Genomic DNA, 15,641 nt, shown 5'->3' on the forward strand with positions numbered 1-15,641 from the left:
TCTTGTGAAGGCAAGGCATTGTTGGCGCAGGGCCAGGCTGACCGGTCCGGGAAACTGTCCGGTCGAGCCGGTTTCTCACATCTTCAACGGGGACACATAGCCGGTGAGCTCGAGATAGCCGCGGGCGCCAGGCGCCCTTACGGCCCCCTCCCAATAGACCGGACCGCCGGTGGCGCGGCTGTCGAGTTCCTGATCATCGAAAAGCGGCGTCAGCCGCCAGCGGCGCTCGCCCGCCGGGGTGCGTACGATCACCTCGCGCTGCACCGGATAGCGCCCGCCGGTCCGGGGCGAGCGCCAGATCCGCTCCGTGGTGAACCGCACATCTCCCGGCCCCAGCCGGGAGGTCGTCCCGTCGGCCGTTCGCAGCGACCCGCCGGACCACAGGGCGTTACCGGCCGCATCACGGACCCGGAACGCGGTGAGGGCGCCGCCGTCGGCCAGGTTCAACCCCACCCAGTCCCAGCCCACGGCCTTCGGATCGAGCAAGGTGGAGGACCATTCGTGATCGAGCCAGGCTTCGCCGGTGACCTTGGCGCGCTTGCGGCCCTGGAGAACCGAGCCCGTCACCTTCAGGTGCGGCAGGCTGTAATAGTAGCTGGCCTGGGCGGGCAGGGGTCCTTTGCGGCTGAACCCCCGGTCGCCCTGCAACAGGACCGGCTGGGTGGGCGCAAAGGCGAGATCCAGGGTGAAGTCGGCGCCGATGGCCTTGGCGACGAACCGGCCGTCCGCCGCGCGCGCCAGGCGCCAGTCGTCGATGACGATATTGGCGTCTGTCGTAGAGGCCTCCGCCAGCCCCAGCCCCTGGCGCGCCATCCGGCCGTCGTGCAGCAGGTGGCCGACCTTGGGGTCCGAGAGCCCGGCGTGGGCAAAGAGGATCTGCTTGGGTGCGAAGGCGCTGGGGTTGCGCTGATCCACCGAAAGACGGCTGCGGAAGAAGGTCACCTGGAAGCCGAGGTCGCGGCCGTCCTCCGTCTTCAGCCAACCGGTGACGTACCACCACTCGGTCCGGTAGTCGGGGTGGGAGCCGTGGTCGGCCGGGAAACTCAACGCCTTCCCAGCCCGCACCTCCGGGAACACCGGCAGGACGGGCCTGTCCGGCGCCGCGGCGGTCAGCATCCAGGCCAGCAGCGCAAGGCCCGCCAGCTTCCAAGCGCGGGGCATCACCAATCCTCCCGAACGGCGCGCACCGCGTCGGCCGACAGCGCCCGCCGGCCGGCCAATACAGCTGTTCCCGCTCCGGCCGCCACCAGGGCCACCGCGAGGCTTGCGAACAGACCAAGGGGGAGGCGGGTCTCCATCGTCCAGTGGAAGGATTGCGGGTTCACGACATGGATCAAGACCTGGCTCATGGCGAGACCGAGACCGAGCCCCGCGATGACCCCCACAGCCCCCAGCAGCGCGCCCTCGACAGCCAGCATCAGGACGATCTGGCGACGCAGGACGCCTACATGGCGCAACATGCCGAACTCCTTGGTCCTGGCCAGGGTCTGGGCCGAGAAGGTGGCGGCCACCCCGGCCAGCCCGACGACGATGGCGATGGCCTCCAGGGCGTAGGTCAGGGCGAAGCTGGAATCGAACAGGCGCAGGGCGATGGCCCGCATCTGGCGCGTCTCGAAGAACTGGACCTGCTCGGCGAGGTTTGGGGGCAGGGCGGCGCGAATCGCCTCGCGGGTGCTGGCCGCCGTCGCGCCGGGCGCCAGGCTGAGGGAGGCTTCGGCCCGCAGGTCGTCACCAGTCAGGCGGGTGTAGTCGGCCTCGTCCATGGCGACGGCTCCGGATTGCCGGGCATAGTCGCGCCAGACCCCGGCCACGAACACATTCGGGTCTCCGCCGCCGAGGGGCAGGACCATCCTTTGGCCGACACGGTGGCCATAGAGCCGGGCGGCCGGTTCCGAGAGCCAGACTGGCGTCACGCCCGGCGGTGCGGTCGCGCTGCGCCCGATCATCGGGAGACTGGCCTTGGGCTGGACCTTGTCCACCGGCCGGACCAGCAGGACGAGGGGCGGCATGTCGGCCGAAAGCTGCATGGGCAGGGACTTCTGGAACACGATGTCCGCGACGCCCGGCGCCCGCGCGATTCGGGCGCGGGTCTCGGCGTCAAAGCCACCGCTCTCGACCCGGAACAGCAGGTCCGACGGCAGAATTTCGGTCAGCCAATCGTCCACCGAGCCCCGCAGACTGGCCACCATGACCGCCATGGCCACCATCAGGCTGGTGCTGGCGACGATCCCGCACAGCGCGACCGCCGCCTGGGCCGGCGCCCCCCACAGGCGCTTGATCGCCAGGTCGATGGAGACATTGCCGCGGCCGGCCCCCAACAGGGGGGTCAGCAGGATCCTGGCGAGCCAGGGCATGGCCGCGACGCCGCCGGCCAACATCAGCGCGATGGAGAGATAGCCGAACAGCGGCAAGCCCCAGACGGCCGGCAAGAAAGCCGCGGCGCCGCCCGCCGCCAGCAGGCCCAGGCCCCACCATCCGGCGGGCCGGGCGTTGGGATCGTTCTTATCCCCCAGGTCCTTCAGCGCGATGCCCGGCTGGGCGCGACCGGCCTCGAGGGCCGGTAGCAGGCTGCCGAGCAAGGCGGCCAGCAGCCCAAGGGCGAAGAAGACCACGACAGGGAGGGGCGTCACCACCAGGTCGGGAGCCGTGCCCTGGAAATAGCCGCCGCCGAGGTCGCCGCCCAGGAAGCGCAGGGTGCCCATAGCGACGCCAAGCCCCAGCGCGAGCCCAAGCGCGGCGCCGACACCGCCCACCAGGGCGCCCTCGACAAAGACCTGGGCCAGCAGGCCGCGCCGCTCGAGCCCCAGGACCCGGAGCAGGGCGAAATGCGGCCGCCGGCGGGCCACCGACAGCGACTGGGCCGAATAGACCAGGAACCCGCCGGTCAGCAGGGCCATCATGGCCAGCATTTCCAGATTGACCCGATAGGCCCGGGTGAGGTTGTCGCCCCGCCGGGCCTCCGACTGCGCGGTGACAATCTGGGCGTCAGCAGGGAGGCGGGCGCGCAGGGCGGCCTGCACCGTCGCTGGATCGGCGCCTGGCGTGAACTTCAGGTCGATGCGCTGCAGACGCCCCAGGCTGCCGAACAGCCACTGGGCGGTGGCGATGTCCAGCACCGCCACCTGCTGCTCCGAGGCCGCGCCGCTCAGTAGGCCCGCCACGACGAATTCCACGCTGCGCCCCGCCGCCGTGATGGTCACCGCCTCGCCAACCTGGCGATCGCTGGCCGCCAGAGCGGCTGGCGACAGGACGATGGCCCGGGGATCGAACAGGCTCTCCGGCACGAAGCCGCTGGCCCCCTGCGCCGGGGCCGACACCCGACCAAGCAGGGCAGGGGTGACGCCGGCCGCCCGCAGCGGGTCGATCCCCAGGACAGTCAGACGACCGCCCTCCAGGGATCGCGACGGGCCGGTCCCGAACCGCGCCGACAGTTCGACGACCGGGCTCGCGGCGGCGATTCCGGGCGTCCGCGCCAGGACCGGATAGAGCGCTTCGTCAAAGCCGAGCGGCGTCGTGGCGTGGACTTGCAGGTCAGCGTCAGCGTTCACCGAGCGCACCGCTTGGGCCAGCTCGTTCTGGGCCGAACCGTTGATCAGGTGGACAGCGAAGCCCAGGGCCACGCCGATGGCGATGGCCAGGGCCGCCGTCACCACCCGGCCAGGATGGTCGCGCCATTCCCCGACCATCATCCACCTGAGCGCCGTGCGGCTGAGAGGGCGGCGATCAGCCGGCATGGCGCAGGCCGTCGCGCGTGAGAACAAGGCTGCGGTCGGCCACGGCCGCCGCACGCTCGGAATGGGTCACCAGGATCGCAGCCGCGCCCGAGCCGCGCACCTCGGCGACGAACAGGTCGAGAATCCGCGCCGCGGTCTCAGGATCGAGGTTGCCGGTGGGCTCGTCGGCCAGGACCAGGGCCGGTCGGTGGACCAGGGCGCGGGCCAGGGCGACGCGCTGAAGCTCGCCGCCGGAAAGCTGCGAGGGCCGGTCGCCGGCCCGGCCAGGCAGGCCGATCGAGTCCAGCATCGTCGTGGCCCTCGCCGTCGCCTCGCCGGCCTCCACATTCTGAAGGACGAGGGGCAGGGCGACGTTCTGGGCCAGGGTCAGGTGCGGCAGGATGTGGAAGGCCTGGAACACGAAGCCGATTCGGTCCCGCCGCATCCGCGTGCGCCCGTCCTCGTCCAGGCTCTCCAGGGCAACGCCGTCGATGGCCACGCCGCCGCTGTCAGCCTGGTCCAGTCCCGCGATCAGGTTCAGCAGGGTGGACTTGCCAACCCCGGACTCGCCCATGATGGCGACGATCTCGCCGGGCGGAACGTCCAGGTTCAGGCCCTCGAACAGGACGCGCCCACCTGGGACAGACTTGCGCAGAGCGGTGAGCGACAGCACGGGAGGACTCATGGCGTCAGCCTAGCGCAGATCGCGGCTATTATCCGCCTTGAGGGGAATGGCGGGGCTGGAGCGAAAGCAGCCACATCCATTCTTCGCCTAAGGAATATTATCGGAAATTGTAGCATGGCGTTGGGGCATGCCGCTGCGTGACCTTTGACGCTAAGTCCGGCCTCTGGCTAGGCTCGCGCAACACCCAGACCGCCAGGAGTTCCGCCATGAGTCAGCTGCCCAGGGCTTGCATCATCGGCGCCGGCTGTTCTGGCTTCACGACCGCCAAGCGGCTGAAGGACTTCGGCATTCCCTACGATTGCTTCGAGATGTCCGACGACATCGGTGGCAACTGGTACTTCAAGAACCCCAACGGCATGTCGGCCTGCTACGAGAGCCTGCACATCGACACCTCGAAATGGCGCCTGGCCTTCGAGGATTTCCCGGTCCCTGCTGATTGGCCCGATTTCCCGCATCACGCCCAGTTGCTGCAGTACTTCAAGGATTACGTCGACCATTTCGGCCTGCGCGAGACCATCACCTTCAACACGGGCGTCCAGAGGGCCAGGCGCACCCCGGGCGGCCTCTGGTCGGTGACACTTTCCTCAGGGGAAACCAGAACTTACGACGCGCTGTTCGTCTGCAACGGCCACCACTGGAGCCCGCGGACCCCCGAATATCCCGGCGTGTTCGACGGCCCGGCCTTCCACAGCCATGCCTATTGCGACCCCTTCGATCCCGTCGACATGCGCGGCAAGAACGTCGTTGTGGTTGGCATGGGCAATTCGGCGATGGATATCGCCTCGGAACTCGCCCAGCGACCCATCGCCAAGACCCTCTGGGTCTCCGCCCGCCGTGGCGTCTGGGTTCTGCCCAAGTACATGAACGGCAAGCCGGCCGACAAGTCGGCGATGCCGACCTGGATGCCGCGCAAGCTGGGCCTCTCCATGGCTCGCAAGATGATCAAGAAAACCCTTGGAAACATGGAAGATTATGGTCTTCCCAGGCCTGATCACGAGCCCCTCGAGGCCCACCCTTCGGTCAGCGGAGAGTTCCTGACCCGCGCCGGCTGCGGCGACATCAGGTTCAAGCCGGCCATCAAGGCCCTGGAGGGCCACCGCGTCCGCTTTGCCGACGACACGGTCGAGGATGTCGACGCTATCGTCTTCGCCACCGGCTACGACATGCGCTTCCCGTTCTTCGATGACCCCGAGCTCGTCCCGGACGCCAATCACCGCCTGCCGCTGTTCAAGCGCATGATGAAGCCCGGCGTGCCGAACCTGTTCTACATGGCCCTGGCCCAGCCCCTGCCGACCCTGGTGAACTTCGCCGAGCAGCAGAGCAAACTGGCTGCCGCCTACCTCGCCGGCCGCTACCTGCCGCCGCCCGCCGCGGAGATGAAACGGATCATCGTCAAGGACGAGGAAACCCACCTGGGCCAATACTACCAGGCCAAGCGCCACACCATTCAGGTCGACTTCGGAATTTACGTAGACGACCTGCACCGCGAAATCGCACGTGGCGCAAAGCGGGCGAAGGCGGCGGGCGATCACCTCCCCGTGCCCGGCCGCGCCCAGGCGGACGCCTGACTGTCAGGGCCGACACCAATACCCAAATTGGGTATAGCGTTGACAGTGACACGTACCATGCCGCAAGACGCCAAGCTTCACTGTGGCAGGAGTACAGGATGAGCGTCGGCGAAGAGGCCCTTGAGCCTAACGAGAAGATCGCCTCGATCATCACCGCCGAACTTCTGCTGCGCATCGCTTGCAGCATGAACAAGGAGTTCGGAGCCGACTACAACGGCTTCGTCGTCTATCTGACGATCCTCGCCACCAGCGTCGGGCGGGTCTTCCGCGCCGAAGGCTTCGATCCCGCAGTGGATCCCGACCTCGTGGGGCTGGTCAATGTTCCGGGGATCTCCCGCGCCGGCGTCTCCCGGACCACAGGCATTCCCAAGGAGACCGTGCGCCGCAAGGTCGAGGACCTGATGGCCAGGGGGCTGGTGCGCGAGAGTAGCCGGGACGGGTCGCTGAAGCCCAATTTCGAGGCCCCTGCCCCCAATTTCACCGAGCATATCACCCACAACACCATCTCGATCCGCCGGTTTGGTCGAGAGCTGCGGCGCCACGCGGGCATGGAGCTCTAAGGCAGCCTCAAGTCGCCGCCCGCGATAGCTCGCAGGGTCTCGACGAAGAACAAGGGCTCCAGGGCGGTGATCCGCGCCTCCAGGCTGTCGACCGTCTCGCCAGGGGCGAGGGTCAATTCGCGGCGGGTCAGGACCGGCCCCCGATCATATTCCTCGTCGACCAGGTGGATCGTGGCGCCGCTTTTCAGCGCGCCTGCGGCGATCACCGCCTCATGGACCCGGCGGCCGTACATGCCCTCGCCGCCGAACTCTGGCAGCAGGCCCGGATGGATGTTGACGACGCGGTGCTGATAGCGGGCCAAGGTCGCGGGTCCCAGCTTGCGCAGATAACCTGACAGCACCACCAGTTCGACGCCGGCGGCCTCCAGGGCGTCGCGCAAGGCGATATCCGCAGCGGCCGGATCGCGTTCCGTGGGGATGCAGAGGTTGGGCACGCCGCGTTCCTGCGCAAAGGCCAACGCTCCGCTCTTGCGGTTGTTGCTGACGATCAGCCGCGCCTCGGCCCGAAGCTCGCCAGCGGCTATGGCGTCGACGATCGCGCGAAACGACGACCCGTTCCTCGACGCGAGGAAACCCAGCTTAAGCAGCGAAGACATCAGGTGAATTCGCCACTGAGTTGATGTTCGAAACGCAACCCGTCGAAGCCCGGTTCGACCCCGGCCGGCAGCTTGGACTTGAGGTCTTCGTAGTCCAGGTCGATGTGCATGTTGGTGAGGACCGTGTGCCGGGGCTTCAAGCGCGCCACCCACTCCAGGGTCCGCTCGACATGGGCGTGGGTCGGGTGCGGGGTCCAGCGCAGCGCATCGACGATCCAGACATCGAGGTCAGCCAGGGCCGCGAAAGCCGCCTCGTCCAGGTTCACGACATCGCTGGAATAGGCCACGCCGCCAAAGCGATAGCCCACCGAGCGAACGCCGCCATGATCCTGGTCGAAGGTGACAACAGGAATCACGCCCGAGGGCCCGGACACGCTCCACGTCTCGCCGTGCGGCGGGATCGGCCTCAGGTCGGCGATGCCGGGATAGCCGCCCTCCCCCTCGAAGATGTAGCCGAAACGCCGCCGGGCGGAGACCGCGGTGGCCTCGTCGGTATGGCAGGGAATGCGGGCCCGCTGGCGGATAAAGAAAGCCCGGATGTCGTCGATGCCGTGGATCTGGTCGGCGTGGTCGTGGGTCAGCAGCACGGCGTCCAGGCGCCTCGCGCCCGCGTCGGAGGTCTGACTCACCAGGTCCGGCGAGGTGTCGACGATGAGCGTCGTGGAGGTCTCTGGGGTATGGCCGGTGCGCCGCACCAGCAGCGAGCAGCGGCGGCGCCGATTCTTCGGATTGGCCGGGTCGCAGGCGCCCCAGTCGCCATCGGCCCGCGGCACGCCGCCGGACGAGCCGCAACCAAGAATGGTGAACTCAAGGGCCGCGCTCACGGCCGCGGGATCCGCTTGAACAGGTTGAAGAAGGCGTCCTCCGTCCGCTGCTCGGCCTCGTCGCGCCCCCAGCCGCGAATCTCCGCCAGTTTGACCAAGACGTCGGGCAGATAGGCGGGCTCATTGCGCCGACCCCGGTGTGGGACCGGGGCCAGATAGGGGCAGTCGGTCTCCACGATGATCCGATCGGCCGGCATCTCGCGCACCACGGCGCGGACATCTTCGGCCGCCTTGAAGGTGGCGATACCGGAAACCGAGAACCAGGCGCCCAGCGCCGCGCATCGGATCGCGAGTTCGGCCCCTGAGGTGTAGCAGTGCATCAGCAGGGGGAAGGCGCCCTTGGCGTGCTCCTCCTCCAGAATATCGCCCATGACCTGGTCGGCTTCGCGCGTGTGGACCACCAGGGGCAGGCCGGTCTCGCGCGCCGCCAGGATATGCTGACGGAACACCGCGGCCTGAATCTCACGGGGGCTGAGGTCGTAGTGGAAATCCAGCCCGCACTCGCCAATACCCACCACGCGCGGGTCGACGGCGAAGTCGATCAGGGTCTGGGCCGTGAGGTCTGCATGGTCCTTGGCCTCATGCGGGTGCGCGCCCACCGTGCACCAGATGTCCGGATGGTTCGCCAGCGCCCGGACCGCCGGGAAATTCGGGATCTTGTCGCAGATATTGACCATCAGCCCGACGCCAGCGGCGCGCGCGCGGTCGATCACCGCCTCGCGGTCCTCGTCGAATTGCGGGGCGTGCAGGTTTACGTGACTGTCGATCAGCATGACGGGCTCAGGCGCGCGCGGCGTCACGCAGTTCGGAAAGCGCCGTGAACAGGGCGTCGGCGCGGTCGAGGTTCACGGCTTCCACCTCGCGCGGCAGGCGCTGCAGCGTCTCCCATGCCGAGGCCCAGCGATCAAGGCCGCCGTGGCCATCCGCCGCCTGGGCCAGCACACGGGCATGGACCCGCTCGGCCAGGCGTTCGAACAGCAGGTTGAACTGGGTCGCGCCTTCCCCGCCGCGGAACCGGTCGGCCAGGGACAGAGCCGCGGCCTCATCCACCTGGGGCAGGTCGCGCAGCAGCTCCTTGGCCGCGTCATCGATCGCCACGGCGCCGGCGTTGGCCAGGGCCCAGGCCCGCCCAGGCGCCCCTACAGACATGCGCGCCAGGCGGATGGCCTCCTCGGCGTTGGCGTTGGTGTGCGACCGGACAAAGGCGGCGGTGTCGCCCTCCGACAGGCCATGGAAGGTCAGCCTGCGGCAACGCGAGCGGATCGTGGGCAGCAGCCGGCCTGGCGAATGGGAGACCAGCAGCAGCACCCCGCTGGGGGGCGGCTCCTCCAGGGTCTTCAGGACCGCGTTGGCGCTGTTGGCGTTCAGATCGTCGGCGGCGTCGATGATCGCCACCCGATGTGGGGCGCTCGCGGGAGATTTTGAGAAGAACTCCGACAGCTTGCGCGCCTCGTCCACCGGGATGACCTTGCGCGGCTTGCCGTCCTCACCCACGCGCTCCAGCACCAGGATGTCGGGATGGGAGCGCGCCATTATCTGGCGGCTGACGGGATGTGCCGGATCGGCGCCCAGCGTGCCGTATTCAGGGGCGGGCGGCGCCCCCAGCAGACGGCGGGCCGCCCGGTACGCGAAGGTGGCTTTTCCGACGCCTTCCGGCCCGGTGAGCAGCCAGGCGTGGTGCAGGCGGCCCCGGGCGCGGCTGGCCTCGAACGACTCTTCAGCCGCCTCATGGCCTTGCAGCCCAAAGACATCGCGCGGATGGGGGATGTCCTCAGCCATGGACCGGCAATCGTGCGGCCACGGCGGTCCATACGGCGGCCTCGACGCCCTCGATGGTGTCGGCGGCCTTCACCAGGACGCACCGGTCTGGCTCGACGGCGGCGATCTCGCGGAAGGCGGCCCTCAAGCGTTCGTGGAAGTCTACCCCCTTGGATTCGAACCGGGTTTCGGCGTGCCCCGACGCCTCGGCATGGGCCTCGGCGCGGGCCAGTCCCACCTCGACCGGCAGATCGAACACCAAGGTTAGATCCGGCCGCACTTCCGCCAGGACGTGGTTCTCCAGAGCCGCGATCAGGTCCGGCGCCACGCCTCCGGCACCGCCCTGGTAGGCGCGGGTGGAATCGGCGAACCGGTCGCACACCACCCAGGCGCCGCGTTCGAGCGCGGGAACAATCGTCCGTTCGATGTGATCGCGCCGGGCCCCATACATCAGCAGGGTCTCGGTCACCGGGCTCCAACGGTCTGCAGAACCGGTCAGGACCAGGGCGCGGATCGCCTCGGCGCCGGGGGAACCCCCCGGTTCGCGGGTGGCGACGACCTCGACGCCGCGCGCTTCGAGGCGCGCCACAAGGCGTCGGACCTGGGTGGATTTCCCAGCGCCCTCTCCGCCTTCGAAGGTGATGAACTTGCCGCGCGACACCGGCGCAACATGGCCGGTTCGCGCGGTTTGTCGAGGCCTAGAAGGGTCTCAAGACCCGGGCCTCGGCAAAACCGTAGGACGCCACCTTGTCGCGCAGCCCCCAGGCCTCCCCTTCGTCGGCGCCGCCCTGCAGGACGACCCGATAAAGGGTGATGCCATCGGGCCGCTGCACCGGCTCGATGATGGCCTGTCCCGCGGTGGAGAGCTGATCGACGACCCGCTGGGCGTTGCTGCGATCACTGAAGGCGCCGGCCTGAACCCTGTAGGCGCTGGCCCGCACGACGGCTGGCGCGCTGGCATAGACCGGCGCCGCCGAGGACACGGGCGGGATCTGGCTCGAGGCTATCGCGGCCCCCGTTATCGGCGGCAGGCTGGCGGCGGCCACCGAGACCGGCGCCGGCGGCGTGTAGGCCGGCAGCGGAGCGGAATAGGCGGGCGGGATGTAGCTTCCCGAGGCATAGGCCGGAGCCGGAGCGGCGTTACCGGCGTACCGCAGACCCGTGTCAGGCCCGCCCAGGGTCGCGGGCCCCACATACTTCACCCGGACGTTGGCGAGCCCCTTGCGGTCATAGCCGAGTTGGCGCGCGGCCTCGTGGCTCAGATCGATGACCCGTCCGCCCACAAAGGGCCCGCGGTCGTTCACCCGCACCTGCAGGGTCTTGCCGTTGTCGAGATTGGTGACCTCGACCATCGAGGGCAGCGGCAGGGTCGGATGCGCCGCCGACACGGCGTTCATGTCGAAGGTTTCGCCGTTGGCCGTCGGCTTCATGTGGAAATCGTCGCCGTACCAGGAGGCGGTGCCGGTAGCGTTGTAGTGCGGATCTTCGTGCGGCACGTACCAGACGCCCGCCACCTGGTAGGGAGAACCGACCTTGTAGCGCCCCCCTGCCCCAGACGGCGCCTTGCCGGTCGTGGCGTCAGGCAGCTTGCCAGCCAACCTGGGCTGCGGCGTGGCGCAGGCCGCCAGGGCGACGCCGGCCACCAGGACGACAGCGAGGTTGCGCGCGGTGGCGCTGTGACAATGGGCGTTCATTGGCCGCAAATCCTTCTTCCCACGCGCCCCCCAGCACGCGGTTCTGGCATCCACAGTGCCTGTAAGGATTTGCGCGACGGTTAAGGAAGAAGGTTAATTCGTTAAGCCTGCGCCGACGACCATGGCCCGCATCGACACCGACCACCCGGCGGCGGTGCTGTTCAAGCCGCTCTCGGAACGCCAGCTGCGCCACACCATCGAGGAGGTGCTGGCGCGCTGAGGTGGCGGACGGGGTGGGATTCGAACCCACGGTGGGCTTTCACCCACGGCGGTTTTCAAGACCGCTGCCTTAAACCACTCGGCCACCCGTCCAGGTTTGAAACCTAGTCCTTGGCGCGTTCCACGTAGGAGCCGTCCTCGGTGAGGATGACCACCCGGGTGCCCGGCGCGATATAGGGCGGCACCATGGTGCGAAGGCCGTTGGAGAGCACCGCGGGCTTGTAGGACGACGAGGCGGTCTGCCCCTTCACCGACGGCTCGGTGTCGACGATCTCGAAGGTGGCCAGGCGCGGCAGGGACAGGGCGATCGGCACGTCGTTGTGGGTCGATAGCTGGACCGTCATGTTCTCCTGCAGATAGGCGGCGGCGTCGCCGATCACCTCTTCGCTGGCGGTGAGCTGGTCGTAATTCTCGGGGTTCATGAAGTGGAACCCGTCGGCGTCCTGATAGAGGAAGGTGTGGTCGCGCTCGTCGACGAAGGCCTTCTCCACCGACTCCGTGGTGCGATAGCGTTCCGACACCTTCACCCCGTCGGAGATGCGCCGCATGTTCAGCTGGGTCACCGGGGTGCCCTTGCCGGGGTGGATGTTCTCGGCGCTGAGCACCACGTAGAGCTTCCCGTCCATGTCGACGACGGCGCCCTTGCGGAGCGAGCTGGCGGCTACCTTTGGCAAGTCATTCGTCCTCTGGTCGCGGCGGGCCAATGGCCGGCGCGTTGTGCTAGGTTCCTGCGCTCCTATAGCGATCCGGGCCAGGATCGCCAGTCTCTTGGAGCGCCGAGCGTGACCTCCCCCCTGCCCTCGCCCTGGTGGCGGCCCGAGAACCACCAGGACCGCAGGCCCTTCCTGCTGGGGCGCAACGCCATACAGAGGGCCATCCGGGGCTGGTTCGAGGACCGGGGCTTCACCGAGGTGGACGCCGCGGCCCTGGCCGTATCGCCGGGCAATGAGGCGCATCTGCACGCCTTCGCCACCGAGGCCATCACCACGGACGGTCAGCGCTCACAGCTCTATCTGCACACCTCGCCGGAGTTCGCCTGCAAGAAGCTGCTGGCCGCCGGCGAGACCAAGATCTTTGATTTCGCAAAGGTTTGGCGCAACCGCGAGCGCGGCGCCCTGCACCATCCGGAGTTCACCATGCTGGAGTGGTACCGGGCCGAGGCGCCCTATGAGACCCTGATGGCGGACTGCCAGAGCCTGCTGGCCCTGGCGGCGGAGAGCGTCGGGGCCGACGCCTTGCGGTTCCGGGGCCACGTCTGCGACCCCTTCGCGGAAGCCGAGCGGGTGACGGTGGCGCAGGCCTTCGAGCGGTGGGCGGGGGTCGATCTGCTCATGTCGGTCTCCACGGATGGAACAGTCGACCGTTCGGCCCTGGCGGCCCAGGCGCCGGTGCGGGTGGCCGACGACGACACCTGGTCCGATATCGCGTCCCGGATTCTGGTGGAGAAGATCGAGCCGCACCTCGGCATGGGCCGGCCGACATTGCTCACCGAGTACCCGATCGCGCAGGCGGCCCTGGCCCGGCCGAAACCCGGAAACCCCAAGGTGGCCGAGCGTTTCGAGCTCTATGCCTGCGGCGTGGAGCTGGCCAATGCGTTTGGCGAACTGACCGACATTGACCAGCAACGTGACCGTCTGGGTGCCGAGATGGACGAGAAGCAGCGCGTCTACGGCGAGCGATACCCCATCGACGAAGACTTCCTGGCGGCGCTCGCGGTGATGCCGGAAGCCAGCGGCTGCGCGCTGGGCTTTGACCGCCTGGTGATGCTGGCCACGGGCGCGGCGCGGATCGACCAGGTAATCTGGACGCCGGCTCCGGAGACCTAAGCGCCGTCAGTCTCGCAAGCTTTTCTCCGCTCCAGTCTGATCAACGTTGTCGCGTGCGCGATCGAGCACCGCGCGAAGGTGGCGCAGGACCGGCAAGGCGTCCGCCAGCGTCGCAGCGTCCAGTTGCTTGGCGATACCCGCCGTGGCCGCGTCGAGGTTGGCGATGGCGGCTTCGCGAAAGCGACGACCCTCATCGGTGAGGTGAACCAGCTTGGAGCGGCCGTCCTGAGCGTTGTGCCCTATGGCGATGAATCCCCTTTGCCTCAGCACTGACAGCGAGTGAGTCATTGTCGCCTTCGTGACCTGCATCGCGGTGGCAAGCCGCTGGGGCGTCCGGCCGTCGCCCATGCGGACCATGTGGTTGAGAATGAAGAAGTGCGACACGTGCACGCCCTCCGGCAGCACGCGGGCAAACATATTCATGGCCAGCTGGTTGATGATGCCGACCTCGTTCAGAAACTCAAAAAGCTGCCGGCCGGTCAGCTGCTCCCCCTCGCTCATGCGGCGACCAGCTTGGCCTCGAGCGGCCAGCGGGGGCTGGGTCCGACAGCCGCGCCGTGGCCGATGCGGCACAGCATCTGCACGGTTCCGCCACGAGGCGCCAAGCGCGCGTGCGCCTCACGGTAAGGACCGGCCATCTCCGGAAACTCCTGCAGGGCCTGACTCAACGGATGCCAGCCGACGCTCTCGCGGGTAGCGGCCAGGTTCATGCGCACCCAATCACGCCCTGCGGCGATTTGGTCAATCCGTCGGTTCTGTGCGCTAACCATCCAGACGTGTCCTGTGGCGGAAGCCGCGTTCTCGATCACAGCCCCTACCCCCTGCTGGTAAGCCATAGACTTCGGATCCAGCGCCACTTGGCGGTCGAACTGGCCGACGCGCGCCAAGCCCTCGAACACCACGCCCGTGAAGTCGATACCATCGGGGTTCGCCTCCACTTCGGCGCGGCCGATGCGGAACAGATCCACACTCTCACGATAGGTTCGCGGAGTGGCGATCTCGATACGCAGCGCGCGTTCGGTGAGGCTGCGCAGCGCCGCAACCGAGGTGGGCGCCAGAGATGCATCCACCGCCGGGCCGTGGCGCGCGGCCGCCAGGATCCGGGGAACGACCGCGGGATCCACGAGACGCGCCGTGTCGAACGGCTCCTTGTTTGTTCTGCGCGCCAGCACGTGGGCGAATAGCGGATCGGGGCGCACGGTTCCGTCACGCACAAACCGCGCAATCGCCACTCGACCGGAGGTCAGCCCCTGGGGGGTCTCGCCGTCCGGGAATAGCTCCAGGTCCACGCGATCGCCCGCTTCGGCCGCAGCCATCACCATCAACTCCAAGAAGCAGCCGAGGCCGATGGTGATCTGACGGTTGAGCGGGTCAGTGTGGGGGAGCAGGCGCGTACGATCAACATGGAGGGTGACCTGGCCCGGCGTCCGCACGTCCGCCAACCACGGCTGCCGATTGTGCGGGTTAGGCGCGAGGATCGCGTAACTCAATGCCCCTAGCCGGACGTCGTCCCGTCGTCCCGCGGCCGACCAAGGGGCCAGCGCAAGCTTGGGTTCTCGAGTCAGCGCAAAGCCCACAGCCCCTGCCGTCGCCCCGGCGAGCACGCCGCCACCCATCAAGGAAAGAAACCGTCGCCGTTCCATCGCCATCTCCAAGGTCATCTCGTTTGACGTCATACTATCTAGCTAGACGTCTAACCAAACGCCGTCAAGTGATCTGGACGCCGGTCCCCGGCCAGCCTTGAGACTCAGCTTCAGGCGCCGTAGTGCTGCGGCGTGAGCCGGTCGCTGTCCTTGTCGTTCAAGACCGCCGTCGCGATGTTCTGCATCGCGTTGTCGCTGCTCTATGCGACCGCCTCGGCCGCCAGCGTGCTGGACCGGGTGCAGCACCAAAGCCAGCCGGCGCAACACCATGAGCACGGCGGCTTCGGCGACCTGTCCTTCGACGATCACCACCAGGACGGCGACACCGAGGCGAGCCATGATCGCGGCAGCGGGCATCATCATCACGCCGATGGCCCGCAGGGCATTCTCGGAGAGAACCAGGGGTGCGGTGTCAGCGCGAGCTTAACCGAACGGCCGGCCATCCTGTCCGACCAGCTGATCACCAGTCCTGGCTCACCCGGGCCCGAGCGCCCTCCCAAAGCCGTCACCCTCAGCGTCTGAGCCCCCGCGTCGCACGACGTGGGCCAATCACGT

At 68.2% G+C, this 15,641-nt stretch carries 16 protein-coding genes and 1 tRNA gene; 4 read left to right on the forward strand and 13 right to left on the reverse strand.

The window, feature by feature from the left end:
* Positions 1-75: 75 nt before the first annotated feature.
* The 3 genes from OCL97_RS00925 to OCL97_RS00935 are packed head-to-tail and all read right to left on the reverse strand — an operon-like array spanning position 76 to position 4,398.
* Positions 76-1,161, reverse strand: a complete 1,086-nt coding sequence (locus OCL97_RS00925; protein WP_377366767.1) for a lipocalin-like domain-containing protein — start codon at positions 1,159-1,161, stop codon at positions 76-78.
* A complete protein-coding gene (locus tag OCL97_RS00930) occupies positions 1,161-3,734 on the reverse strand; it encodes an FtsX-like permease family protein (protein ID WP_377366769.1) in 2,574 nt (857 codons plus the stop codon). Before OCL97_RS00930 ends, OCL97_RS00925 begins: the two co-directional genes overlap by 1 nt.
* Entirely contained in the window at positions 3,724-4,398 is a 675-nt protein-coding gene (locus OCL97_RS00935) for an ABC transporter ATP-binding protein (RefSeq protein ID WP_377366771.1), read from the reverse strand. Before OCL97_RS00935 ends, OCL97_RS00930 begins: the two co-directional genes overlap by 11 nt.
* A 206-nt stretch (positions 4,399-4,604) precedes the next feature.
* Between OCL97_RS00935 and OCL97_RS00940 the strand changes: the two genes are divergently transcribed.
* On the forward strand, positions 4,605-5,966 hold the full coding sequence (locus tag OCL97_RS00940; RefSeq protein WP_377366773.1) for a flavin-containing monooxygenase: 1,362 nt from the start codon (positions 4,605-4,607) through the stop codon (positions 5,964-5,966).
* A gap of 98 nt (positions 5,967-6,064) precedes the next feature.
* Positions 6,065-6,526, forward strand: coding sequence for a hypothetical protein (locus OCL97_RS00945; RefSeq protein WP_377366775.1), 462 nt, complete (start codon positions 6,065-6,067; stop codon positions 6,524-6,526).
* On the opposite strand, the gene purN is transcribed toward OCL97_RS00945, so the two are convergent.
* From purN to efp, 8 genes are all read right to left on the reverse strand, one after another.
* Positions 6,523-7,122 carry a phosphoribosylglycinamide formyltransferase gene (purN, locus tag OCL97_RS00950; RefSeq protein ID WP_377366777.1) on the reverse strand — a complete coding sequence of 200 codons (600 nt, stop codon included), beginning with the start codon at positions 7,120-7,122 and terminating at the stop codon, positions 6,523-6,525. The genes OCL97_RS00945 and purN overlap by 4 nt on opposite strands.
* On the reverse strand, positions 7,122-7,946 hold the full coding sequence (locus tag OCL97_RS00955) for an MBL fold metallo-hydrolase (protein WP_377366779.1): 825 nt from the start codon (positions 7,944-7,946) through the stop codon (positions 7,122-7,124). Before OCL97_RS00955 ends, purN begins: the two co-directional genes overlap by 1 nt.
* Positions 7,943-8,719 (reverse strand): TatD family hydrolase, encoded by a 777-nt coding sequence (locus tag OCL97_RS00960; protein WP_377366781.1) that lies wholly within the window; start codon positions 8,717-8,719, stop codon positions 7,943-7,945. The genes OCL97_RS00955 and OCL97_RS00960 overlap by 4 nt, the downstream gene beginning before the upstream one ends.
* Before the next feature lie 7 nt (positions 8,720-8,726).
* On the reverse strand, positions 8,727-9,725 hold the full coding sequence (locus OCL97_RS00965; RefSeq protein ID WP_377366783.1) for a DNA polymerase III subunit delta': 999 nt from the start codon (positions 9,723-9,725) through the stop codon (positions 8,727-8,729).
* On the reverse strand, positions 9,718-10,365 hold the full coding sequence (tmk, locus tag OCL97_RS00970; protein ID WP_377366785.1) for a dTMP kinase: 648 nt from the start codon (positions 10,363-10,365) through the stop codon (positions 9,718-9,720). The genes OCL97_RS00965 and tmk overlap by 8 nt, the downstream gene beginning before the upstream one ends.
* A 37-nt stretch (positions 10,366-10,402) precedes the next feature.
* Complete coding sequence (locus OCL97_RS00975; RefSeq protein ID WP_377366787.1) at positions 10,403-11,398, reverse strand: septal ring lytic transglycosylase RlpA family protein; 996 nt, start codon at positions 11,396-11,398, stop codon at positions 10,403-10,405.
* Positions 11,399-11,620: 222 nt separating this feature from the next.
* Positions 11,621-11,710, reverse strand: a tRNA-Ser gene (locus OCL97_RS00980).
* Between the two features lie 11 nt (positions 11,711-11,721).
* On the reverse strand, positions 11,722-12,291 hold the full coding sequence (gene efp / locus OCL97_RS00985; protein ID WP_304777100.1) for an elongation factor P: 570 nt from the start codon (positions 12,289-12,291) through the stop codon (positions 11,722-11,724).
* Between the two features lie 108 nt (positions 12,292-12,399).
* Here efp and epmA point away from each other — a divergent pair, with 108 nt between their 5' ends.
* Positions 12,400-13,443, forward strand: a complete 1,044-nt coding sequence (gene epmA, locus OCL97_RS00990; RefSeq protein ID WP_377366789.1) for an EF-P lysine aminoacylase EpmA — start codon at positions 12,400-12,402, stop codon at positions 13,441-13,443.
* A gap of 6 nt (positions 13,444-13,449) precedes the next feature.
* Here epmA and OCL97_RS00995 read toward each other — a convergent pair whose 3' ends face one another.
* Positions 13,450-13,944 carry a MarR family winged helix-turn-helix transcriptional regulator gene (locus OCL97_RS00995; protein ID WP_377366791.1) on the reverse strand — a complete coding sequence of 165 codons (495 nt, stop codon included), beginning with the start codon at positions 13,942-13,944 and terminating at the stop codon, positions 13,450-13,452.
* Positions 13,941-15,104, reverse strand: a complete 1,164-nt coding sequence (locus tag OCL97_RS01000) for an Acg family FMN-binding oxidoreductase (protein ID WP_377366792.1) — start codon at positions 15,102-15,104, stop codon at positions 13,941-13,943. Before OCL97_RS01000 ends, OCL97_RS00995 begins: the two co-directional genes overlap by 4 nt.
* Positions 15,105-15,236: 132 nt before the next feature.
* Here OCL97_RS01000 and OCL97_RS01005 point away from each other — a divergent pair, with 132 nt between their 5' ends.
* Positions 15,237-15,608, forward strand: a complete 372-nt coding sequence (locus OCL97_RS01005) for a hypothetical protein (RefSeq protein ID WP_377366793.1) — start codon at positions 15,237-15,239, stop codon at positions 15,606-15,608.
* The last annotated feature ends 33 nt before the right edge of the window (positions 15,609-15,641 follow it).

It is taken from the genome of Phenylobacterium ferrooxidans (assembly GCF_042714595.1).
Lineage (GTDB): Bacteria > Pseudomonadota > Alphaproteobacteria > Caulobacterales > Caulobacteraceae > Phenylobacterium > Phenylobacterium ferrooxidans.